The organism is Mammaliicoccus fleurettii (assembly GCF_002018435.1).
Lineage (GTDB): Bacteria > Bacillota > Bacilli > Staphylococcales > Staphylococcaceae > Mammaliicoccus > Mammaliicoccus fleurettii.
In genome coordinates, this window is the sequence record NZ_MWJM01000004.1 from 124,309 (window position 1) to 146,922 (window position 22,614).

A 22,614-nucleotide genomic window follows, 5' to 3' on the forward strand; every position below is an offset into this window, starting at 1 on the left:
TGTTCAATATTGGTTTTTATTATATTTTAAAAGTTTATTACTTTCCAAATATAAAAAGAGCGTACATTTAAGATCTAAATGTACGCTCTTTTTATATTGCTATTATTTTTTCTTACCAAGTGTATCAACAAAACTTAATGCTGATAAACCTAATAGTGTTAATGCATGTTTAGCACCTTTAAAGCCATGACCAGCTTCATAATGTTTGTATGCAGCTACGCCCATAACTGAACCTACAATAACTGAACCTAATCTAGATAATGATTTGCTGCATGTACTTAAGAATAAGAAAATTGATCCTACTAATTCAAGTCCACCTGCTATTTTCATTGAGTTTCTTGAAAGACCAAATCCTTCTTCAAATTGTTGAGCCATACCGTCATCATCTTTTACTTTTGGTTTACTTGCATCAAAAATTTGTTTACCTACATATACATTTAATAAATATCTTAACATTATTTAAATTCCTCCTTATTTTTCATATATTCATCTACTATCGGTTTTACCTTTTCTCCTAATAGTTGAATAGACTTTAATACTTTTTCATGTGGCATTGAACCTACTGGTAAATGTAACATAAATCGATTAACACCAAGATCTTCATACAGTTTAATAATTTTTGCTGCAACTGTTTCAGGACTACCTACAAACAATGCACCGTGGACAATTTCTTGTTCGAATTTCTCTATTGAATAAGGTGGCCATCCACGTTCTTTACCTAATTGATTAATAACATATGAACTAGATGGATAATATTCTTTTTTAGCTAATTCATCAGTATCGGAAACATAACCCCATGAGTGAGTCGCGATAGGTAATTGTGATGTATCAAAGCCATTAGACTCTGCTACAGCTTTATACATTGCTACATTACGCTTAAAGCGACTTGGCGCACCCCCAATAATAGCATAAGTAATTGGCAATCCCAATTTTCCTGCTCTCATCGATGATTCTGGATTGCCACCTGTAGCTAACCAAATTGGTAATTTATCTTGTACAGCTCTAGGAAACACTTGTAAATTATCAATTGCAGCTCTAGTTTGACCTTGCCAGTTCACTGTTTCATTTCCATTGATTTCTAGTAATAAGTCCAGTTTTTCTTTATAAAGTAAATCGTAATCTTTTAAGTCGTAACCAAATAACGGAAACGATTCTATGAACGATCCTCTACCAGCCATTATTTCTGCTCTACCATTACTTATAGCATCTAATGTAGCAAATCTTTGATATACTCTTACAGGATCATCAGAAGATAATACTGTTACTGCCGAAGATAATCTAATATTACTTGTCTGACTTGCTGCTGCAGCTAGTACAGTAACTGGATCAGAGACCGCATAATCTTCTCTATGGTGCTCGCCTAACCCATATATATCAAGACCAACTTTATCTGCTAGTTTAATTTCTTCAACTACTTGATTTATTCTTTCATGTGCAGAAAATGGTTCTTTCACACCATCAATAGGTGATATTTCAGCAAAAGAGGATAATCCTAATTCGAATTTCATATTCTCACCTCGATATAATTATTATACTAGGTATAATTATAGTACTAAAATAAAAAATGTCAACATTTAAATTCTAAAAAAGTAGCAGTGGTAAAAGCTATTGTCTTTAGCTTTTATCACTGCTACATATTAAATATCATTTTCTAATTTACAAAACCTCATGATTGCAGATTTTAATGGCATTTCTTGTTCATATATTCTAATCTGATCAATTGTTTCAGGATTTAAATAAATATATTTAACTGGTTCATCATTATTAAAAGCAACTATGGCTTCACCATCATCTGTACCTTCAAACATTCTATCTACATCTGAAAAGAACTGACCCAAAATATAAATTAATGCATCACTATATCGTTCTCTATCTCTTTTATATGCTTCTACTTGGCTATCTTGAATATAATATGCATCTACAATGGTCATACCATCTATATTAATAGGTTCATTTTTATTAATATTTTTTAAATGATGTTCTTTTTTAAAAAATTTAAACATCGCCAATATCCCCTATCACAGAAATTTAATTTGATTTACTTCTTTGATATTCTTGATATTCAAAGAATACTTGGAACAACATAATCAACATTGCAGGATGGTATTGGTTACTTATAACATTAATACCATGATTAGAAGCCACTTTAAACCTTTCAGACTTTGTTTCCATAACATCTTTACCATCTTGATCCGTAACTTTAACTGAGCGAGAGATAAATCCAGACTCAAATATTAAAGAATCATTTTTTGTTCCATTAAAAATGATTTTTGGCTTAAATCCAAATCGCGTTTCAAACGTACCTATCTTAGTATCATTTTTAAAAACTTCCCATACGTTTTTAAAAGGCGTCTTAAACTTACCTTCTAATGATCGTTCTTGCAAAACTTTATACGATCCACCGTCAAATTCGATTTTGAAATTATGCTTTTTTCGTCCTAGTAATGCAAATGTTTCTTGTCTACTAGATGTATAGTACAAACTCAAAACAAAAGCTGGATTATTTTGTTCATCGTAAATTTCAATTGGCTTTGTTGATGCTCCCCAAAAATTTTCCTTAAAATGAAAATGAGTCATAATAGCCTCCAAAATTACACTTATTTAATAACTTCATTTTACCATAGCTAAATTTTGTTCACCATAATTATTGATATACTCTGCTAGCACTTCCTCAATAATTTTGTTTACTTCTAATTCAACATTTTTATAAATATCCACTAATACAACCCTTTCATCTTTTTCATCTCTTTTTTTACTGACATATTTTAATTGAACAAGTGTCTTTATAGATTTGTTAATTTTAACTAAGTCCCATCCAAATTTATTTTTTATATCTTTTAATGTACATGTTCGTTGATTTCTTTGTTGAATAAATAGCAAAATCATAAAGTGATCTATATTTATTTTGTATTTATTACTAATGGTATTATGCATTAATGCAATACACGCATTTAATCTCAAAATATAATCTAACAAATTATTTTCAGTAATGTTAAAATCGATTGTCCTTAAATCATTATGCATACTCATTTCTATATGGTGAATTAATTGATTAATTTTTTTTTGTGACGAGTTTCTACCATTATAAGGACTTTTCTCTCATCGATTTTTGATCTCTCTTTTTTAAAGTAGTCCAAGTTATGTAGATATGAAAGAACATGAGTTAACATTGTTTGATTAATAGCAAGTACTTCCTTGATTTCTGATGAGTTAAACTCAGTTTTCTTTTTGTTATCATCTATATATTTCAAAACTTTTAAATGGTAAATATTTAATGCATATTCTTTTTTTAAAATTTTCTTCGCTTGAATATTTAAATAATGTAAGTTTAGTAAATTTTTAATTTGTTTTTCCATTGTAATACCACCTTAGTTTATTTTTTGTTTTATATAAATATGCTTAATAACATCTGGAGAAGTATAAAACTGAACAATTAACTTCCCAGTTTCTTTTTTAAAACTTACTTCGGTATCCTTATTGTTACCTTCACTTTCGCTATTTTGATTAATTAAAATTCGATTATTTTTGATAAAGATGTCATGATGTCTATATTCAATTTCACCTAACTTAAAACCATTGATATTTAGCCTTTGATGCAATCTATTAAAAACTTTCATATTTGGGAAAATAATAATTTGATATTCATTAAGATAATGTGTCATCAGTATCAAACCATTGAAGTAAACAATATCTCCTCGCAAACGTTTTAAAGTTAGTATCAATTCAAATAGTTGATACTGACTTTCCTTATTTAATTGTAATTCTTTAATCATGAGATGGCTGCTTTGTGAAGGAATCATACTATCTATCCATGTATCATCAATAATCATTGAAATATTTTGATTAAATTCGATACTCCATTTAAATATTGATATTAGTGACTCAATTCGATTAGGGATTTTAGGTTGATAGAAGATATTTAACGAGGGATTATTTTTCAATATAGATGTTATATCTTTGTCGGAGTCTATTTCATGATGTACTTTACATGCTATTTGGTTTTTGTCACCCATTTTATGAGACATTCGCTTTGCTAAATAGTTGTTTTGTTTGTTAAGTATCAATATCACATTAGATTCTTTTAAGTATTCTTTTATGATTTTAGAAATACGATTATATTGGTGATACGATGCATCGATATAGAATTGAAAACTGCGTTGTCCATAAAAATATGTGCAATCTGTTAAATAATTTAATAATCTCTTAAAAAACATTATAATTTCTTCTAAATTTTCGTTTCTTGTTAACTTTACCTCGAATGAAATATCAAATTGGTGTTCTAATGAAAAAGAAAACATTTGATGTACAAGTTTATTATTTTCAAAATTCGACTGAAATAGCTCATAAAATAGCTGATTTGAAAATAACAATCCATATAAACCAATTTCCCTTCTCATAGATAACAACTTTGATTGTTGAAAATTATTAGTAAGTGATTCTATATTTCTAATATAAATTAGTAAGTTTGGAGTTGTAATTTTTGAACTTAGTTTATTTTTAAAATTTATATCCATATTGACATAGTCAATATCACTATCTGTTAAATATTTGATCTGTTCATTTAACTGCTCAAAATTTTGAAATAGTGTCGTGTTTTTATTATGAAATGGATAGTATTGATCATTTTCAAGTTGTTTTCTAAATTTCCCTGGGGTAATTCCATATTTATTTTTAAAATGGCCAATAAATCCTGATTCATTTGTAAATCCATTATCATTCGCTATTTCAGATATTAATTTTTTAGAATACATTAAATCAAATGTACTGTAAGATAAACGAATAGCACTTATTAAATCCCGATAACGCATACTCGTTACTTCTACAAGCCTGTCAGAAAACCACCTTACAGATAATAATGATTTTGTCGCTACTTCCCCAATATACAACTTATTTTTATAATTATGATACATATAATCTATAGCTTTATTTATGTCATTAGTCATGCTATATTCAACTGTTTCATCTAACTCTCTATATAAATGTAGTGTCATAACTAACTGGTTAAGATGTTCAAATACTTTATTTCTCTTTTCTTTTTTACGTTTATTATTTAAGTAATTTACAATCAACTTATTCATATAGAATCTGAGCATACTCGAATCAAGTTTATCTTTGTTAATGTAGTACCTTTTATTAAATTGAAAGAAATAATCAAGTTCTACTCTTGATAAACACAAACTTGCAATGACATTTTTCTTAGCCGATAAAATACGGTAATGATCTAAGTCATTTATAATAATGAAGTCTTTCGATTTATATTTTTTAGTTTTACCATTTATAGAAATATTACTACTTCCTTCTATTATATATAGTATTAGTAAACCTATATTAAATTCTGATTGAACATTTAAGGTTTGATAAAATTTCAAATTACAATCAATCAGCATTTTAAACACCTCTATTCAACTTGAAACATCTTTATTTATAAGTAAGGATAATTATAATTCAACAAATAATATTAAAAATACTTTATTCTTGACTTTTTATTATGAAATTTTGTACTTATTTTATTTCCTTAAAAGCTATAACTTTTATATAAATCAAATATAAATAATATTATTAATTAGCAAAGTCAAATATTTTATTATGTCTTAAATATTACAAACGTGTAACAAAGAAATAGACTTTCTTCGATTTTACACCTAGAAACACCGTTGCTACAGCATTTCTTAATCATTGCGAAATGTTCGGAATTATTACATGAAATCATTAGATATTTAAATTAAATTACAAAGCTTTAACATTCAACACAAAGTAATTCATTTCTGATAAAGTAGATTTTGTTGATAAACAGCAGAGAAAAAAACTTATTAGAAAAAAACATAAAACATATACGAAAAAAATATTTTTAAATTATCTAGGAGGATTTACAAATTATGAAAAAATTAGCAACAGCAGCAATCGCAACAGCGGGAATCGCAACATTTATGGCACATGACGCAGACGCAGCAGAAAACAACCAAGGATATAACCCAAACGATCCTTATTCTTATTCTTACAATTATACAATCGACCAACAAGGTAACTACCATTACACTTGGGAAGGTAACTGGAATCCTTCATCTCAATATGGTAACCAAGCTCAACAACAAGTAGCTAACACTACATCATCAAACAATACAGCTTCTTCAAATAACAAAGCAGCTTCAAATACAAATTATTCACAACCAGCATTCAATGCTGCACCAAATGGTGGTGGTTTAGGAGATTCAAATAATTCTTCTTCAAACCAAAATAACGTACATGTTACTACTACACAAGCACCATCATCAAGTAACAATGCAACTACTACATCAAACTCAAGTTCAAACGTTAGCACTACATCTACATCAACTTCACGCCCATCAACTGGCGGAGGAGCTAACTTATACACTTCAGGTCAATGTACTTATTATGCATTCAGCAAACGTCCTGACTTAGGTAGCACTTGGGGTAACGCAAATAACTGGGCTAGCGCAGCAGCTCAATCAGGTTACACTGTAAACAACAAACCAGCTTCAGGTTCAGTTTTACAATCTACAGCTGGTGGATATGGTCACGTAGCTTACGTTGATAAAGTAAACTCTGACGGTTCTATCCAAGTTTCTGAAATGAACTACCAAGGTGTTGGTGTTGTTTCAAGTCGTACTATCTCAGCTTCAGCAGCTGGTTCTTACAACTACATTCACTAAGAATAATATATAAAAAAGAGCAATCATATGATTGCTCTTTTTTTATGCTTTTATTTTTTTAATACCTATACCTGTGATACCATAAAATGCTGCGAAGAATACACATAAATAGCATGGCACTGCCCACCAGAAGAAATCTCCTAACGAAACATGTAATAAATCACGGTAATAAATACCTGATGTCCCCCACGGAATAAATGGTAATACCATCGTTCCACAATCTTCTAATGTTCGAGATAGATTTACACGATCCAACTTTCTCTCATTGTACATATCCATCAATAATACACCAATCATAATAATCACAACTGATGCAACACCGGCAGCAAATACAAGTATTAAACTTCCAGCTATTGTCACTAATATAAGATGTGAATCTTTTGAAACTTTGCTAGATATAGTTGTTAATATAACCTTCAAACTACCAGAAGCTTCAACTATCCCTGCAAATGCATAACCACAAAAAATAGTAACAACTATTTCAGTCATACTCATAATGCCACCACGTTTAACGAGATCTAGCATTGAATTCGATACTTCATTACTTGATAAACTCGTCATACCTATATCGAATCCGTTCATTGTCACATTAAACGCATCAACTATTTCAAATCCATTGTTTATAACACCTACAAACATGGCTACTAAACTTGATAACAACATCATTGGTACTGTTGGTTTTCCAATACTAATACCGGCAACAATAACGATTACTGGTAACCATACCCAAAAATTTAAATTAAAAGCCTCACCTATATTATTTAATAAAATATTCATACGTTTATTTTCAATATTTTCAGAGCTAAATTGCAATCCTGCAATAAACCATACAATTAATCCAATTATTGATGCAGGTATTGTTGTCCACATCATATGTTGAATATGTTTAAATATATTAACTTTAGTTACTAAGGCTGCTAAATTAGTTGTATCAGAAAGTGGTGACATTTTATCTCCAAAAACACCACCAGCTATTACAACACCTGCAACCATACCTGTTGGAATATTCATTTCACTAGCAATTGCAATTAAAGCAATCCCTGCAGTTCCAACCGATCCCCATGCAGTTCCTGTTGCTACAGATGTAACTGCTGTAATAATAAATGCTGTTACTAAAAAATATGTCGGATTAATCAATTCTAATCCATAATAAATTAATGCTGGAACAGTGCCGGAAAACATCCATGTCCCTATTAAAATACCTACTGAAAAAATTATGTATATAGCTGGCATAGCTGTAGCGAGTCTTTTTGTAATGCCATCTTGTAAATCTTCCCATGATAAACCTACTCTAAATGCTATAAAACTCGCGTATACCGCTGCAATAATTAATAATGGTTGAATTGGATAATGCAATATACCAAAACCAACCAATACTACTAGTCCCATTACTACAATACTGGAAATCGCTTCAAACAAAGTAGGTAGTCTCTTCATATAATTCCCCCTCTACTTATAAAAATAGACAAAAACTTCATTTTATATAGTAAAAAAGCAGTTGCAATTTATGCTAACTACTCATCATCAAATTATTAATAACGTAAATATAATATTACAAGAAAATGACAGTCGTTTTCTCACAATTTAACCAAAACCCTATAATGATAATGCTAACCCCATATTACTAGTTGTCATAATTTCTCAAGAATATTACTAAAAGATTGAATAGCATTATGATTAAGTAACAACTGTATGAAAATCAACACAAAGCTAAATTCATCTGTTAAAGTAATATTTGTCGTCGGAAAACGACATAACTAAAACTCAAATTATAAATTAAAACATATACGAAATTCACGGAGGAATATTTAAAATGAAAAAATTAACAACATTAGCAGTACTAACTACGGGATTAGCAACAACAGTTATAGGAAGTGGAGAAGAAGCTTCAGCAGATACTTATAATAACACTCAAGCTTCTCAACAAACTCAAACTCAAAACTTTAGTTCTAACTATACTAATAACTATAGCCAAAATTACAACACTTCAAACATGAGTCAGTCATTTTCTTCATCAGTAACTCAAACTGCAACTCAAACATCAGGTTCATCAGCTAACTTATACACAGCTGGACAATGTACTTATTATGTATTTGACAAAAAACAAGCTGACGGAGACCCAATCAGTGCAACTTGGGGTAACGCTAACCAATGGGCTTCAAATGCAGCAGCTGACGGCCATACAGTAAACAATACACCTAAAGAAGGTTCAATCTTACAATCATCAGCTGGAGCATTCGGTCACGTAGCTTACGTTGAAAATGTAAACTCAGACGGTAGTATCGAAGTTTCAGAAATGAACTACCAAGGTGAAGGCGTAGTATCATCTCGTACAATCTCAGCATCAGAAGCTGGATCTTACAACTACATTCACTAAAAAATAATGAATTATAATATTATAAACTCTCCCAATCCTTTAGATATAATTTAGGATAGGGAGAGTTTTTTTATGTGCGTTTTTATAATGTAGATTTCGGTTATGGTTAGTGGCAGAATTCTGGATTGTGCTCCTTAGACTGCGCTTAGTGGCAGAATTCTGGATTGTGCTCCTTAGACTGTTCTTACTGGCAGAATTCCGAATTGTGCTCCTTAGACTCTTCTTACTGGCAGAATTCTAAATTGTGCTCCTTAGACTCTTCTTACTGGCAGAATTCTGGATTATGCTCCTTAGACTCTTCTTACTGGCAAAATTCTGAATTGTGCTCCTTAGATACTACTTCTTACGGACTTTTCTCGGAATTTTGTCCCTAACAACACTTCTTACGGACATTTCTCGGAATTATGTCTCTTACACACACTCTTACCACCATTTTTTATAATTGGCTATTTGCTTTGAAAATTGTATACTTAAATTAATCAAGGAGGGAAAAGTTATGAATAATAATGAACAAAATCCATTTCAACAGTCAACTTTAAATGAAGATAATGCTCAATTGCATCAAAATACAAATACCACTGATGATGATAGATTATTCGGTATGTTGATATATCTTACAAGTTTCTTTACATCTCTATTTGGACCACTTATCATATGGTTAATTAAAAGAGATGGTTCACCTTTTGTCGATAGAGTTGGTAAAGATTTCTTAAACTTCTTTATTTCATATACTATTTGGAGTATTGTTGCTGGTTTATTATGCTTAATTTTAATTGGCTTTATTTTAATACCTATTTTAACTGTTTTACTATTCGTATTTACAATTATAGGTGCTATGAAGTCTTATAACGGTGAAACTTATTTACCACCGTTTTCAATTAGATTCATAAAGTAATATTTTTAAGAACACTTTTATCCATAAAAGTGTTCTTTTTCTTTTTTAGAGAAAAACTGATTAATTACTATAATAACTAATGATGATAAAATTACGTATACTCTTATACTCAAAAGAGAGTACTAAATTTGTAAATCCCCTTTTCAAACGTTCTTTGTGCACTTCCATAGAAGGAAGGCATAATTTTTTTTTGCATTTTATACTACAGTGCTTTAAAGGAGGAGTTTTTTTGGATCAAAAATTGAAAAAACCAAGAAGAAGATATATAAGCTTACCTACACAAATATTAATTGCTTTAATATTAGGTGTTGTTGTAGGTTATTTTTTAAATGGACAAGATCAATTAATTAAATTTATACAACCTGTTGGTGATATATTTTTAAATCTTATTAAAATGATTGTGATACCTATCGTATTCTGTTCACTAGCATTATCAATATCTAATGTTGGTGACATGCATACAGTTGGTAGATATGGTTGGAAGACGATTTTGTATTTCGAAATTATCACTACTATCGCAATTGGATTAGGTATCCTGTTTGGAAACCTGTTTAAACCTGGTTTAGGAATAGACGCAAACAAACTTCCTAAAGGTGATATTTCTAAATATGAACAAACTGCTGATGCAGCAGAGAAATCTACTTATGGGAATCATATGATTGATACTATTGTTGGAATTATCCCTACAAATATATTCGAAGCGTTAACTGCAGGAGAATTACTTCCTATTATTTTCTTTGCTGTATTCTTTGGATTAGCAATAGCAGCTATAGGAGAAAAAGGTCAACCTGTCAAAGATGTTTTAAGTGGTACTTTAGAAGCAGTGTTCTGGATGATACATAGAATTTTAAGATTAGCGCCTTATGGTGTCTTTGCTTTTATTTGTGTAACTATCATGACATTCGGTTTATCTGCGTTAATTCCACTTATAAAATTAATGGCAGTTGTAGTTGGAGCTATGGCTTTCTTTATTATTGTCGTATTAGGAATAGTAGCAAAAATTTGTGGAATTAATATATTCTCTATTATTCGTATATTAAAAGATGATTTATTATTAGCATTCTCTACTTCAAGTTCAGAGACAGTACTTCCATCTGTTATGGAAAAAATGGAAAAGTTCGGTGCACCAAAAGATGTTGTATCATTTGTTGTACCAACTGGATACACGTTTAATTTAGATGGTTCTGCATTATACCAATCAATAGCAGCATTGTTTGTTGCACAGATGTATGGTGTGCATTTAACACTTGTAGAACAATTGATATTAATGTTTACTTTAATGATTACTTCTAAAGGGATGGCAGCAGTTCCTGGTACTTCAATAGTTGTTTTAATCACAACTTTAGGATCTATGGGCCTTAATCCTGAAGGTTTAGCATTAATTATAGGTATAGACAGATTATTAGATATGATGAGAACATGTGTTAATGTTGTCGGCAATGCACTTTCAACAGTCGTTATCTCTAAATGGGAAAATAAATATGACGCTAAAAAAGGACAAGAATATCTTAAAACATTTAAAAAAGCTTAAAAAAAAGATTCGGCTAAGGGGAGCCGAATCTTTTTTATTTTGTTTTATTTTAATGAATCTTGAATTTTTTTAATTTCATCTTGTTTTAAATCTACAATAATTTCTCCATCCTTAGTATCTTCTTTTAAAGCAACTTTAGCTTCTTCAGAATGATATAAGTCCGCTATTTTTTTGTAAGTTTTGTTGTCTTTATCTTTCGTATTTGCTGCAATAAAGTTAATGTATGGTTTAGCTGCATTTGCATCAGGATCTTCTAAGTATATTGGATCTTTCTTAGGATCTAGCCCTGCTTTTGAAGCAACACCATTATTAATGATAGATATATCTACTTCGTCTATTGCTCTTGCTGTTTGTTGAGCATCTACAGCTTTAATATCTAAGTTCTTTTTATTTTCAACAATATCTTTAGGACCTCCATCTAAACCAAAATTCTTATCAAGTTTAATGTACCCTGCTTTTTCGAGTAGCTTTAAAGCTCTAGCTTGGTTTGATACGTCATTTGGAATAACGACTTTAGCTCCGTTCTTCAACTTCTTGATGTCTTTAATTTCTTTAGAATAAATCCCTAATGGCGCAAAGACTGTGGTTCTAATCGGTGTAATATCCGTTCCTTTATTTGCTTTTTCAAATTGATCTAAAAAGGCAAAGTGCTGGAATGAGTTTAAATCAATATCTCCATCAGATAAAGCTTTATTTGGAACATTGTAATCGGAGAATTGTTTGATTTCTATATCTATTCCATCTTCTTTAGCAAGTTCCTTCACTTTATCCCACACTGCTGTATCATTTGAGGCAATGCCAATTGTTACTTTTTTATCGTCTTTTTTGTCTCCACAAGCTGCCAATATCAATACTAATGCCACTATCAATGTTAAAACCTTTTTCATTCAAAGCACTCCTTTAAATTTATGAATAATTAATAACTTAACTTCTTCTAACAAGTCTAGATAACACATTACCTAAAGATTGGATGAGCTGTACCATAATAACTAGTATGATAACTGTAATTATGATAACGATCGTATCAAACCTTTGATAGCCGTATGCAAGTGCTAAATCACCTATACCGCCACCTCCAACAGCTCCTGCCATTGCTGTAGCACCAATCAATCCTATAATTGATGTTGTTAATGCTAAAATCAATGAACCTAAAGCTTCTGGTAATAAAAAATATCTAATTATTTGAATTGGTGATGCCCCCATAGAATGAGCCGCTTCAATAACACCAGCATTTACTTCTAATAATGAATTCTCCACTAGTCTAGCTATGTATGGTGCTACATATATTGTTAATGGTACAATCGCAGCCGATGTACCTATGGATGTACCTACAATTAATTTTGTGAATGGTACGATTGCAATTAATAAAATAATAAAAGGTAAAGATCTAAAAATATTTATAATTGGATTGAGAACATAATAGATAATACTGTTCTCCCAAATACCATTCTTTCTTGTTATAACGAGTAATATACCTAATGGAATACCTATCAAAGCACCAATCACTAAAGATACTGTTACCATATATAACGTTTGATATATCGAATCTAATAATTGGGATGAATCTAATGATGAGCCAAACATTATGCTTCAACCTCCTCAAACTCAATATTTAATTCATTTAAATATTGAAAACTATTTTGAATTGCTTTTTGCTCTCCATTTAAGCGTAATGTTAAATACCCAACTGGAATACCTTGAATATCAGACATTGAGGCAAATAAGACATTAATTTGAACGTGATACTTAGTAATTAAATCATTAATTATAGATTGTGTGACTTGCTCTCCATCTATATATAACTTAATGTCTGTTGCATTCTGATTCTCTGGAATTAATTTACGTAAATTCGGCGAAATATCTGTTGTAATTACTGTCGAGACAAAGTTCTTTGCAGTTAGTGTCTGAGGATGACTGAAGACGTCTAATACCGGTCCTATTTCTATCACTTTCCCATTTTCCATTACTGCAACTTTATTACATATTTTTTGAATAACACTCATTTCGTGAGTGATTAATAGTATCGTAACGCCAAATTGTTCATTGACTCTTTTTAACAATTTCAAAATGGAATCCGTAGTTGCTGGATCAAGCGCACTAGTTGCCTCATCACATAATAGTATTTTTGGATCCGTTACCAGTGCTCTAGCAATTGCTACTCTTTGTTTTTGTCCTCCTGATAATTCATTTGGATACTGCTTTCCTTTATCCTCTAATCCAACAAATTTTAATAACTCATCAACTTTTTCTTTAATTTTGCTTTTATTTGTTCCTTGTAAAACTAATGGCATCGCAACATTATTAAATACAGTTTTAGAATTTAATAAGTTAAAATGCTGAAATATCATACCAATATTCTTTTTTACACTTTGCAATTCTTTTTTTGAATATTGATTGATGTCATGCCCATTTACAATAACTTCTCCTGATGTTTTTTCTTCTAACACGTTTACAAGCCTTACTAAAGTACTTTTACCGGCGCCACTATACCCTATAACACCAAATATATCTTGTTCTTCAACTTTAAAACTTACATCTTCTAATGCTTGTATTTTAGAATTCTTTTGTTGGAAAACCTTATTAACATTTTTAAACTCTATCATATGCAATTATCCCTTCGAATTCTTATTAATATGATAAGAATTATATTGATGTTTATCATTGTCGTCAACACTAAATTTCAAATTTTTCTAAATATTCTTATTTTAAGATAGTATTTTTACTCATAATTTATTGAAATCCAATTACTATATACTTTTTAATTAATGTAAGCGTTAACAATATTTTATTGACAATTTTGTGACATATTAATAAAATGAAACCTAAGATGTATTTTTACATTTAAATAAAAGGGGGTTATTTTAATGGCAGAGCATGATTATAAACGTTTAGCGAATGATCCGAAATTTAAAGAACTTGTTAAAAAAAGAAATGCTTTTATTTTTCCTATTTCTATCTTCTTTATTATTGCTACACTTCTTTTCCCAGTATTAACCGGTTATACAACATTCTTAAATAACATCGCATTTTGGAATATTTCATGGGCATGGATTTATGCACTATTGCTTTTTATTATGGTTTGGACACTTGTAACTTTATATATGCGTAAAGCTAAATCTTTTGATAAAGATGCTGAAGCATTATTAAAGACATATAGAGAGGAGCAACAAAGATGAATCCAATAGTAGTTATAATGTTTTTAATATTTGTCAGCATTACATTATTTATTACATATTTTGCATCTAAAAGAACTCAATCGACTAATGACTTTTATACAGCAGGTGGAGGCCTTACAGGATGGCAAAACGGTTTAGCTATTGCTGGTGATTACTTATCAGCAGCATCATTTCTAGGTATCGCAGGTGCAATTGCATTATGGGGCTTTGATGGTTTCTTCTATAGTATCGGTTATTTAACAGCTTATCTAATCGTATTGTATATTGTTGCTGAACCATTAAGAAACTTAGGTAAATATACATTAGCTGATATGATCGCAGCAAGGTTTGAACTTAAGAAAGTTAGAGCAATGGCTGCAGTTTCATCAATCACAATCGTTATTTTTTATATGTTGGCACAGTTAGTTGGTGCTGGCGCGCTTATTCAATTACTGTTTGGTATTCCTTATATACTAGCTGTCATATTAGTTGGAATTATGATGACTATATATGTACTTTTTGGAGGTATGACTGCAACAAGTTGGGTACAAATGGTTAAAGCTGTGTTATTGATGATTGGTACAGTTATTATCACGTTTTTAGTTTTACTTCATTTTAATTTCAACATATCTACAATGTTCGGAGAGATGCAAAACATCAAATCCGCCGACTTTAAAGGAGATTTTATTAATCCAGGTTCACAAGGTAAACCTCCATTAGATAATATATCGCTAATTATAGCTTTATTATTTGGTACAGCAGGCTTACCACATATTCTTATGCGTTTCTTTACAGTTAAAGATGCAAAAACAGCTAGATCCTCTGTAATGTGGGCAACTTGGATTATCGGTATTTTTTATATATTAACTATATTCTTAGGGTTCGGTGCTGCAGCTTTATTAACTCGTGAAGAAATCATTGCTGCTAACCCTGCAGGTAATATGGCCGCACCGTTATTAGCTGCTAAATTAGGTGGAGATTTCTTAATGTCATTTGTTTCAGCAGTTGCATTTGCCACTATCTTAGCTGTAGTTGCAGGTCTTGTACTGACTGGGGCATCTGCATTTGCACATGATATTTATGGGCAAGTTATTAAAAAAGGGAAAATAACAGAACGTGAACAAATGAAAGCCGCTAAATTAGCTTCTTTAGCTGTTTCAGTAATATCAATTGTATTAGCACTATTTGCTCAAAACTTAAACGTTGCATTTTTAGTATCACTAGCATTCTGTGTTGCAGCTAGTGCAAACTTACCAGTAATCGTATTTACAATATTCTGGAAGAGATTTAATACTCAAGGTGCAATTGTCGGTATAGCTGTAGGTCTAATTGTTTCATTAGTACTTGTTATACTAAGCCCTAATGTCATGAATCCTGATGGAACAGCATTTATTACAATGTCACCTATCTTCCCGTTATCTAATCCTGCTATTATTTCAGTACCAGCAGGTTTCTTAGGAGCATTCCTAGGTACCTTCTTAGGCAAGACTGAATCTCATGATAAATTCAGAGAAGTACAAGTTAAGGCAGCTACAGGTATATCTACTTCAGATATTTCACATTAAGATAGAAATGATTTTTATCAAAAAACAGACGAGGCTGAGACAATTAAATTGTCTCAGCCTCCATTTTGTAGTCAAATCCGCTTTTACTGTATCTCTTATCAGCAATTTTACCTAAATCTGCTTTTAACGCATCACTTATAAGTATAATCGTAGAAAAAATGCATATAAAAATAGATCATTAGTAACGATTTTGTAGTGCGGACGCCTGAGGGAATCGTATGCGTGAGAGACTACAGGCTCGATCCATACCCCTAGGCAAGCATGCACATACAAAATCGTAAGCCTGTATATAAAAATAGATCATTAGTAACGATTTTGTAGTGCGGACGCCTGAGGGAATCGTATGCGTGAGAGACTACAGGCTCGAACCATACCCCTAGGCAAGCATGCACGTACAAAATCGTAAAGTATTATAAAAAATAAGCATATCACTATAAACTTTTAAAAAATCAGTTAAGTGATATGCTTATTTATTTTGAGTTAGAATTTATGTCCCAAAATCGTCTGTTTTAATTACAGTTCTATATCGAAGTGTTCTCTCTATAACTATATTTAAACAAATAGCTTCAGAGCATATTTTATTCTAATTTAGCTTTCTGCAGAAATTTCACTTTTTTACTTAATGATTTTGATGATAATCTTTTTAGCATATTATTTCTTATTTTAATCTTCAATGTACTTGAAGTTTGTGCTGATTTACCAATCTTTCTTGATTTTAAAATCACCTTTTTAGTATGCTTCGTTCTTAATTTATCGTAACGTTTCAGTGCTGATTCAATATCTCTATCATTTATTAAATTAGTTAATGTCACTGCATCTTCTATAGATTGTCCTGCCCCTTGTCCCATGTTAGGTGTAGTAGCATGTGCAGCATCACCTATTAGAACAACTCTTCCTGATATAAATGATTTTAATGGTGCTAAATCATACATATCATGTTGCAATATACCTAATTCTTCTTGAGCATCTAATACTTTCCTTACTTCATTAGGGAATTGGTTAAAGTAAGCTTGTAAGTGTGGTTTTTCAAATGATTTAAATTTCAAGTCATTTTCTTTAGCATTCATTGTACAGAACCAATAAAGTTCATTATCTTTTAGAGGAACAATTCCAAATCTCCCTTTATGACCCCAATATTCTAATGCTACTTCTTGCTCAATATCTAAATTTTCATTTACAACACCTCTAAAGCAAGTGTATCCAGCATATTTAGGTATTGCTTTCGGATAAATATTCGTTCTAACTTTCGAGTGAATACCATCAGCAGCAACGACTAAATCGAACTTTTCTTCAACGCCATTCTCAAAATATAGACGAACCGTGTCTGCTGTTTGTTTAAATTCTTTTAATTCATGATTTAAATATATACGATCTGATGGTACATAAGTTTTTAAAATTTCATGGAGTACATTTCTATGAATCGTTATATTTTCATGCTCATCTTGATTCATTATTAATGAATTTAAAAACACATCTAAGTCAGATCTAATTTCTATTTTTCTTAAAGATGCGCCTTCTTGTTCAATAGCATAAGCCATTTTGTATTGTTTCAGTGCTTTTAGTACATTGCTTCCAATTCCTAAACCTGCACCTACTTGATCTAAACTATTTCGTTTTTCATATACTGAAACATCATGCCCAGTTTGGCAAAGTAATCCAGCAGCAGTCAGTCCACCAATACCTGCTCCAATTACAGCAATTTTCATTTTGTTCACTACTTTCTTTGAAATAAAAATTAATTATATAACTACATTTTAACATGAACAAGTATATAAATGAGGCTAAGACATAAATTTATCCCAGCCTCTGATCATTATATTAGCAGTAGATAACTGGATTGAAAGTTTGATTATATCAAGCTTTTTCCTGTCACTTTAATTGTTATGCACATGCTTTACCCAAGTGTGCTTTTAAGTAATGCAGTATAAGCAATTTTCAGCAAAATTGCTTATAAGAATAGTCATAAAAGTAGATTTGAATACAAAATAAAGGCTGAGACATAAATTTGTCCCAACCCTAATGTTATTTGTAGTAATCTTTATATACTTTTGATTTTTTTAAATTATGGTCATCATAATAACTTTCCATAATTTTACCTATACTAGTTGCCCAGCTTACATCAGTTGCATATAGATGTTGCCCTGGATTATATGGGTTCCATCTCATTTTATATAATGTATTCTGACCATTACTGATATAGTCTTTCTTCACAAATTCAGCTCCACCAAGTATTGCTTTCTCAGGTGAAGTCCATCCTTTTTTACGAGCATAACTACTACCTGTTTCAACTGCATCTTGGTCAAAAGCACCAATACCATAAAAGTTATAAAATTTCTTTCCGTTAGACATTTTAACGCCACTTGCTAATTCTGAATTACCGTTACCAGTTTCTATAAAAGCATGGCTAAGTAAATAAATTATATTCACATCATATTTTTCTTGAGCATTCATAAAAGCTTTTTCTTTACCTTTAAGTACACCCTTATCTTTCAAAATATCTTTAACTTGTTTTTCAGATATATCGACTTTCTCTGAAATATCAATGAATTGAAAATCAGTTTTACTTTTTTCAACATCCATATATTTATCTATCTCTTTTTTATCAGCATACACAAATTTATTATCTTCTTGCGTTACAGCAGGCGCGTCACTCTGTACTTGAATTTCAAGCGCTTCTTCATAAGTATGTGTTTGGTGATCTTTAAAAAAAGGAGACTCAAAAATAAATAGTAAAACAATAAATATAATAATAATAATGAGCCCTAATATTAAAGAGAACCTATCTTTCAAAAAGTTAATGATACTCACACCTTTTCTATTTATATAAGCAATGTTACTGTTTAAACTTATCTTATATTTTCTCAAATTTCAATCAAATAATATTTAAGATAAAAAGAGGCTGAAACAATTAATTGTCTCAGCCTACTAATTATTCACTTCTACTCATACCTCTTAAGAAGTTAAGTAGTAATGTTACACTTTGATTAATTTCAGGATCTTTTAATGCACCTAGTAAATCAGTTATAGATGTTTTCTTATTTGGATTTGCTCTGTTGGCTACTTTCATGCCATTATTAATTTTGTTTACGAATGTAGAAGTCTCTTCTATATCTAATTCTCCTAGTAAAAATAACATTTGCCCGAGATTACCTACAATTCCTTCGTATTGTTCTTTATTTAGTTCACTTACTAAGTTACCTGTTATAACTTTTCTTTGTACAATTGCGGCATGAAATGCATCTAGTGCTTGAGCTTCTTCAAGTGCATCAAGGATATCTATCCCTTTTTCGATTGCTAATTTACGATCAGCTAATCGTTCTTTTAGTTCATTCATATTTTCTTCTATTATATATTCTTTACGCTTATTCATACGTTTTATGACTTTTACTCTTTCACCCATTATTTATCGCCACCTTTACCTGGGAAAGTGTATCTTGATTGTTCCCATTTATCTTGGACTCTTACACTAATTTGTGGTTGTCTATGACCAAATCGTGAATTATGCTTAGGAATTGGTGATTCCCCTTTTTTAGTAATGACTTCTAGTTTAGCGTAATTATCTTTGTATGCTGGTGTATTCGTATCTTTATCTACATCACTGTCTGTTACAAAGTTTGGAGCACCTTCATTTTGGTCATTTAATGGAATATAAATGTAATTTCCTGTCACTCTATCCGTTACTTGAACATTCACTTCAGTAGTACCTACTTTAGAAGTTATTTTTACTCTTGCACCATTTTCTATACCATGTTCTTCAGCCAGTTCTTTCGAAATTTCACAGAAGTTTCTTGGTAATTTATATTTTAATCCTGGTACTTGGTAAGTCATATTGCCTTCGTGGAAGTGTTCAAGCACTCGTCCATTATTCACATGTAATGACATTTCTTCTGTTTGTTTAGATTCAACATTAAATTCTAATGGATAAAGTCTTGCTTTTCCATCTGGGAAATTAAATCTTTCTGTATATAACAATGGTGTATCTGTACCATCATCATTCATTGGCCATTGTAAACTATCAAAGCCTTCTAATCGATCATAAGTTACACCTTTAACTAATGGCATTAATTCTTGTGCTTCATTCCATATTTCACTTGGATGCTTATAATTCCAATCTGCACCAAGTGATTGAGCAATTAATTGTATAATCTCCCAGTCAGGTTTAGAATCCCCAAGCGGTTCTAATGCTTTGTTAATTCTTTGAATACGACGTTCTGTATTCGTAAAAGTACCATCTTTTTCTAATGATGGAGAGGCTGGTAATACAACATCAGCAAATTCTGCAGTTTTTGATAAAAATAAATCTTGAACGACTAAGAAATCAATTTTTTCAAAAGCAGATCTTACGTAATTGATATTTGCATCGACTACGCCTGTATCTTCACCTTTAATATACAGTGAGTGCAGCTTTCCTTCATGAATACTATCTATCATTTGATGGTTATCTAATCCTCTTTCAGAGTCTAAGGAAACATTCCAAGCCTCTTCAAATTTATGTCTAATTTCATCATCTGATACATCTTGATATCCAGGGAATGTATTTGGCATACTTCCCATATCACTACATCCTTGAACATTATTATGTCCTCTCAATGGATACGCACCTGTACCTGGTCTCATGTAATTTCCTGTAATTAACAATAGATTAGAAATAGCTGTACTTGTATCACTTCCAACACGATGTTGAGTCACACCCATTGCCCAACATATCGCTACCGAATTAACGTCAGTAATTTGTTTGGCAATATGTTTTAATTCATCTTGGCTAATACCCGTTTTATTTTCAGCATATTCTAAAGTAAATGAATCTAAACTTTCATAATATGATTCAAAGTCATTTACCCATTTTGAAATAAATGCTTTATTATGCCAACCTTGGTCGATTATATATTTCGTCACTGCTGAAAGCCATATTAAGTCTGTACCTGGTGTAGGCTTGTAAAATTTATCTGCACGTTCAGCCATTTCATGCTTTCTAATATCAAATACATAGAGCTTTTGACCTAATAGTTTATGTGCACGCTTAATTTTACTTGCTATTACTGGATGTGCCTCTGCAGTATTCGTACCTACTGTAATAACCATCTCTGCTTTTTCTAAATCTTCTATTGATCCAGAATCTCCACCATAGCCTACTGTTCTGAATAAACCTTGTGTTGCAGGTGATTGGCAATATCTAGAACAATTATCTACATTATGCGTACCTATAACTTGTCTAGATAACTTTTGCATTAAATACGATTCTTCATTTGTACATTTAGATGAAGATATAAATGCTAAAGCATCTTTACCATGTTGATTTTTTATTTGAGAAAATCTATTGCTAATTACGCTTAATGCCTCATCCCATTCAACTTCTTGGAAATATCCTTCTTTTCTTACGAGTGGTTTTTTTAATCTTTCTTCAGAATTCACATAGTCCCATGCAAATTTCCCTTTAACACATGTTGAAATATGATTTGCAGGTGAATCTTCATGAGGTAAAACTCTTAAAATCTCTCTATCTTTCGTCCAAACATCAAACGAACATCCTACACCACAATATGTACATACTGTTTTAGTTTTCTTAATCGTTTCTTCTCTCATTGCCGCTTCAGAATCAGATATAGCAAACAATGGTCCATAACCCGTTTCAGCTTTTTTAGTGAGTTCAATCATAGATCTTAGCAGTCCAGGTTTTTGGTCGGTCATATAACCAGTTTTACCTAACATGTTATTTTCCATTAAAGCATTACAAGGACAAACTGTTACACATTGACCACAATTCACACAACTTGATTCATCAATCGCTTTATCGTTATCCCAAATTACTCTTGGCTCATTTCTCTTCCAATCAATTGTTAAAGTTTCATTGACTTGCACATCTTGGCATACTTCAACACATCTACCACATAAAATACATTGATCAGGATCATATCTATAAAATGCACCATAGTCCTTTTCGTAGCCTTTTGAAGTAAAAGGTGTAGATTGATGTTCTAAACCAAATTCACCCATAGTATTATGAATTTCACAATCACCATTATTATAATCACAAACTGTACAATATAATTCATGGTTTTCAAGCACTCTGTCCAATGCTTGCTTTTGAGCCGATTTCACTTTCTCAATTTGTGTATTCACAACCATACCATTTTCAATCATAGTACTACATGCACGTTGAAGCTGCCCATTCACTTCAACAATACAAGAATCACAAGTTTCTACTGGTCCAAGTGACTCGTTATAACAAATAGAAGGAACAAAAGATAGTTTCTCTGCTTTTATAAAATCTAAAAGTCGCATCCCTTCTTTTATAAGAAAATCTTTACCATCAATAGTTACTATTTGATGCTCTTGCATATTGATTTCCCCCTTTATTTAATTCTGCCCATAAAAGTCATATTCATACGACTTATCTTTGATTATAATTTTGTAATTTTA

General features: G+C 31.0%; 21 protein-coding genes. 6 read left to right on the forward strand and 15 right to left on the reverse strand.

Annotation, left to right across the window (positions count from 1 at the left end):
- Positions 1–102 precede the first annotated feature (102 nt).
- The 7 genes from B2G86_RS04905 to B2G86_RS04935 all read right to left on the reverse strand — a co-directional run bounded on the left by B2G86_RS04905 (position 103) and on the right by B2G86_RS04935 (position 5,387).
- The gene (locus tag B2G86_RS04905) at positions 103–459 is read right to left on the reverse strand and encodes a hypothetical protein (RefSeq protein WP_078357015.1); all 357 of its coding nucleotides are present in this window, start codon (positions 457–459) and stop codon (positions 103–105) included.
- On the reverse strand, positions 456–1,508 hold the full coding sequence (locus B2G86_RS04910) for an LLM class flavin-dependent oxidoreductase (RefSeq protein ID WP_078357016.1): 1,053 nt from the start codon (positions 1,506–1,508) through the stop codon (positions 456–458). The genes B2G86_RS04905 and B2G86_RS04910 overlap by 4 nt, the downstream gene beginning before the upstream one ends.
- Before the next feature lie 129 nt (positions 1,509–1,637).
- Positions 1,638–2,003 (reverse strand): hypothetical protein, encoded by a 366-nt coding sequence (locus B2G86_RS04915; protein ID WP_078357017.1) that lies wholly within the window; start codon positions 2,001–2,003, stop codon positions 1,638–1,640.
- Positions 2,004–2,028: 25 nt separating this feature from the next.
- Positions 2,029–2,577 (reverse strand): tubby C-terminal domain-like protein, encoded by a 549-nt coding sequence (locus B2G86_RS04920; protein WP_078357018.1) that lies wholly within the window; start codon positions 2,575–2,577, stop codon positions 2,029–2,031.
- Positions 2,578–2,610: 33 nt separating this feature from the next.
- The gene (locus B2G86_RS04925; RefSeq protein ID WP_078357019.1) at positions 2,611–3,024 is read right to left on the reverse strand and encodes a transcriptional regulator, SarA/Rot family; all 414 of its coding nucleotides are present in this window, start codon (positions 3,022–3,024) and stop codon (positions 2,611–2,613) included.
- A gap of 20 nt (positions 3,025–3,044) precedes the next feature.
- A complete protein-coding gene (locus tag B2G86_RS04930) occupies positions 3,045–3,356 on the reverse strand; it encodes a transcriptional regulator, SarA/Rot family (RefSeq protein WP_078357020.1) in 312 nt (103 codons plus the stop codon).
- Between the two features lie 12 nt (positions 3,357–3,368).
- Complete coding sequence (locus B2G86_RS04935; RefSeq protein WP_078357021.1) at positions 3,369–5,387, reverse strand: helix-turn-helix transcriptional regulator; 2,019 nt, start codon at positions 5,385–5,387, stop codon at positions 3,369–3,371.
- Positions 5,388–5,876: 489 nt separating this feature from the next.
- Here B2G86_RS04935 and B2G86_RS04940 point away from each other — a divergent pair, with 489 nt between their 5' ends.
- Complete coding sequence (locus tag B2G86_RS04940; RefSeq protein ID WP_078357022.1) at positions 5,877–6,671, forward strand: CHAP domain-containing protein; 795 nt, start codon at positions 5,877–5,879, stop codon at positions 6,669–6,671.
- A gap of 42 nt (positions 6,672–6,713) precedes the next feature.
- On the opposite strand, the gene nhaC is transcribed toward B2G86_RS04940, so the two are convergent.
- Positions 6,714–8,108 (reverse strand): Na+/H+ antiporter NhaC, encoded by a 1,395-nt coding sequence (gene nhaC / locus B2G86_RS04945; RefSeq protein WP_078357023.1) that lies wholly within the window; start codon positions 8,106–8,108, stop codon positions 6,714–6,716.
- Positions 8,109–8,484: 376 nt separating this feature from the next.
- Between nhaC and B2G86_RS04950 the strand changes: the two genes are divergently transcribed.
- The 3 genes from B2G86_RS04950 (at position 8,485) to B2G86_RS04960 (ending at position 11,474) form a co-directional block, all read left to right on the forward strand.
- The gene (locus B2G86_RS04950) at positions 8,485–9,048 is read left to right on the forward strand and encodes a CHAP domain-containing protein (RefSeq protein WP_078357024.1); all 564 of its coding nucleotides are present in this window, start codon (positions 8,485–8,487) and stop codon (positions 9,046–9,048) included.
- A gap of 496 nt (positions 9,049–9,544) precedes the next feature.
- Positions 9,545–9,943, forward strand: a complete 399-nt coding sequence (locus B2G86_RS04955) for a DUF4870 domain-containing protein (RefSeq protein ID WP_078357025.1) — start codon at positions 9,545–9,547, stop codon at positions 9,941–9,943.
- Positions 9,944–10,184: 241 nt separating this feature from the next.
- Positions 10,185–11,474, forward strand: a complete 1,290-nt coding sequence (locus tag B2G86_RS04960; protein WP_078357095.1) for a cation:dicarboxylate symporter family transporter — start codon at positions 10,185–10,187, stop codon at positions 11,472–11,474.
- 44 nt (positions 11,475–11,518) lie between these two features.
- Here B2G86_RS04960 and gmpC read toward each other — a convergent pair whose 3' ends face one another.
- From gmpC to B2G86_RS04975, 3 genes are read right to left on the reverse strand one after another with little or no spacing between them, the layout of a single operon-like run.
- Entirely contained in the window at positions 11,519–12,361 is an 843-nt protein-coding gene (gmpC, locus tag B2G86_RS04965; protein WP_078357026.1) for a dipeptide ABC transporter glycylmethionine-binding lipoprotein, read from the reverse strand.
- 37 nt (positions 12,362–12,398) lie between these two features.
- Complete coding sequence (locus B2G86_RS04970) at positions 12,399–13,058, reverse strand: methionine ABC transporter permease (RefSeq protein ID WP_078357027.1); 660 nt, start codon at positions 13,056–13,058, stop codon at positions 12,399–12,401.
- Positions 13,058–14,077, reverse strand: a complete 1,020-nt coding sequence (locus tag B2G86_RS04975) for a methionine ABC transporter ATP-binding protein (protein WP_078357028.1) — start codon at positions 14,075–14,077, stop codon at positions 13,058–13,060. Before B2G86_RS04975 ends, B2G86_RS04970 begins: the two co-directional genes overlap by 1 nt.
- Before the next feature lie 261 nt (positions 14,078–14,338).
- Here B2G86_RS04975 and B2G86_RS04980 point away from each other — a divergent pair, with 261 nt between their 5' ends.
- Both B2G86_RS04980 and B2G86_RS04985 read left to right on the forward strand, forming a co-directional pair.
- Complete coding sequence (locus B2G86_RS04980) at positions 14,339–14,650, forward strand: DUF485 domain-containing protein (RefSeq protein ID WP_078357029.1); 312 nt, start codon at positions 14,339–14,341, stop codon at positions 14,648–14,650.
- On the forward strand, positions 14,647–16,194 hold the full coding sequence (locus B2G86_RS04985; protein ID WP_078357030.1) for a solute symporter family protein: 1,548 nt from the start codon (positions 14,647–14,649) through the stop codon (positions 16,192–16,194). The genes B2G86_RS04980 and B2G86_RS04985 overlap by 4 nt, the downstream gene beginning before the upstream one ends.
- A gap of 578 nt (positions 16,195–16,772) precedes the next feature.
- On the opposite strand, the gene B2G86_RS04995 is transcribed toward B2G86_RS04985, so the two are convergent.
- The 4 genes from B2G86_RS04995 to fdhF all read right to left on the reverse strand — a co-directional run bounded on the left by B2G86_RS04995 (position 16,773) and on the right by fdhF (position 22,533).
- A complete protein-coding gene (locus B2G86_RS04995; RefSeq protein WP_078357031.1) occupies positions 16,773–17,900 on the reverse strand; it encodes an FAD-dependent monooxygenase in 1,128 nt (375 codons plus the stop codon).
- Positions 17,901–18,216: 316 nt separating this feature from the next.
- Positions 18,217–18,984, reverse strand: a complete 768-nt coding sequence (locus B2G86_RS05000; RefSeq protein ID WP_078357032.1) for an N-acetylglucosaminidase — start codon at positions 18,982–18,984, stop codon at positions 18,217–18,219.
- Between the two features lie 139 nt (positions 18,985–19,123).
- Positions 19,124–19,594, reverse strand: coding sequence for a helical membrane plugin domain-containing protein (locus tag B2G86_RS05005; RefSeq protein WP_078357033.1), 471 nt, complete (start codon positions 19,592–19,594; stop codon positions 19,124–19,126).
- Positions 19,594–22,533 (reverse strand): formate dehydrogenase subunit alpha, encoded by a 2,940-nt coding sequence (gene fdhF / locus B2G86_RS05010; protein ID WP_078357034.1) that lies wholly within the window; start codon positions 22,531–22,533, stop codon positions 19,594–19,596. Before fdhF ends, B2G86_RS05005 begins: the two co-directional genes overlap by 1 nt.
- Positions 22,534–22,614 lie beyond the last annotated feature (81 nt).

Bases quoted from the DNA above. Each gene is read 5' to 3' on its own strand.
- B2G86_RS04910 (WP_078357016.1), bottom strand. From the start codon at position 1,508: ATGAAATTCGAATTAGGATTATCCTCTTTTGCTGAAATATCACCTATT.
- B2G86_RS04915 (WP_078357017.1), bottom strand. From the start codon at position 2,003: ATGTTTAAATTTTTTAAAAAAGAACATCATTTAAAAAATATTAATAAA.
- B2G86_RS04920 (WP_078357018.1), bottom strand. From the start codon at position 2,577: ATGACTCATTTTCATTTTAAGGAAAATTTTTGGGGAGCATCAACAAAG.
- B2G86_RS04925 (WP_078357019.1), bottom strand. From the start codon at position 3,024: ATGCATAATGATTTAAGGACAATCGATTTTAACATTACTGAAAATAAT.
- B2G86_RS04930 (WP_078357020.1), bottom strand. From the start codon at position 3,356: ATGGAAAAACAAATTAAAAATTTACTAAACTTACATTATTTAAATATT.
- B2G86_RS04935 (WP_078357021.1), bottom strand. From the start codon at position 5,387: ATGCTGATTGATTGTAATTTGAAATTTTATCAAACCTTAAATGTTCAA.
- B2G86_RS04940 (WP_078357022.1), top strand. From the start codon at position 5,877: ATGAAAAAATTAGCAACAGCAGCAATCGCAACAGCGGGAATCGCAACA.
- nhaC (WP_078357023.1), bottom strand. From the start codon at position 8,108: ATGAAGAGACTACCTACTTTGTTTGAAGCGATTTCCAGTATTGTAGTA.
- B2G86_RS04950 (WP_078357024.1), top strand. From the start codon at position 8,485: ATGAAAAAATTAACAACATTAGCAGTACTAACTACGGGATTAGCAACA.
- B2G86_RS04955 (WP_078357025.1), top strand. From the start codon at position 9,545: ATGAATAATAATGAACAAAATCCATTTCAACAGTCAACTTTAAATGAA.
- gmpC (WP_078357026.1), bottom strand. From the start codon at position 12,361: ATGAAAAAGGTTTTAACATTGATAGTGGCATTAGTATTGATATTGGCA.
- B2G86_RS04970 (WP_078357027.1), bottom strand. From the start codon at position 13,058: ATGTTTGGCTCATCATTAGATTCATCCCAATTATTAGATTCGATATAT.
- B2G86_RS04975 (WP_078357028.1), bottom strand. From the start codon at position 14,077: ATGATAGAGTTTAAAAATGTTAATAAGGTTTTCCAACAAAAGAATTCT.
- B2G86_RS04980 (WP_078357029.1), top strand. From the start codon at position 14,339: ATGGCAGAGCATGATTATAAACGTTTAGCGAATGATCCGAAATTTAAA.
- B2G86_RS04985 (WP_078357030.1), top strand. From the start codon at position 14,647: ATGAATCCAATAGTAGTTATAATGTTTTTAATATTTGTCAGCATTACA.
- B2G86_RS04995 (WP_078357031.1), bottom strand. From the start codon at position 17,900: ATGAAAATTGCTGTAATTGGAGCAGGTATTGGTGGACTGACTGCTGCT.
- B2G86_RS05005 (WP_078357033.1), bottom strand. From the start codon at position 19,594: ATGGGTGAAAGAGTAAAAGTCATAAAACGTATGAATAAGCGTAAAGAA.
- fdhF (WP_078357034.1), bottom strand. From the start codon at position 22,533: ATGCAAGAGCATCAAATAGTAACTATTGATGGTAAAGATTTTCTTATA.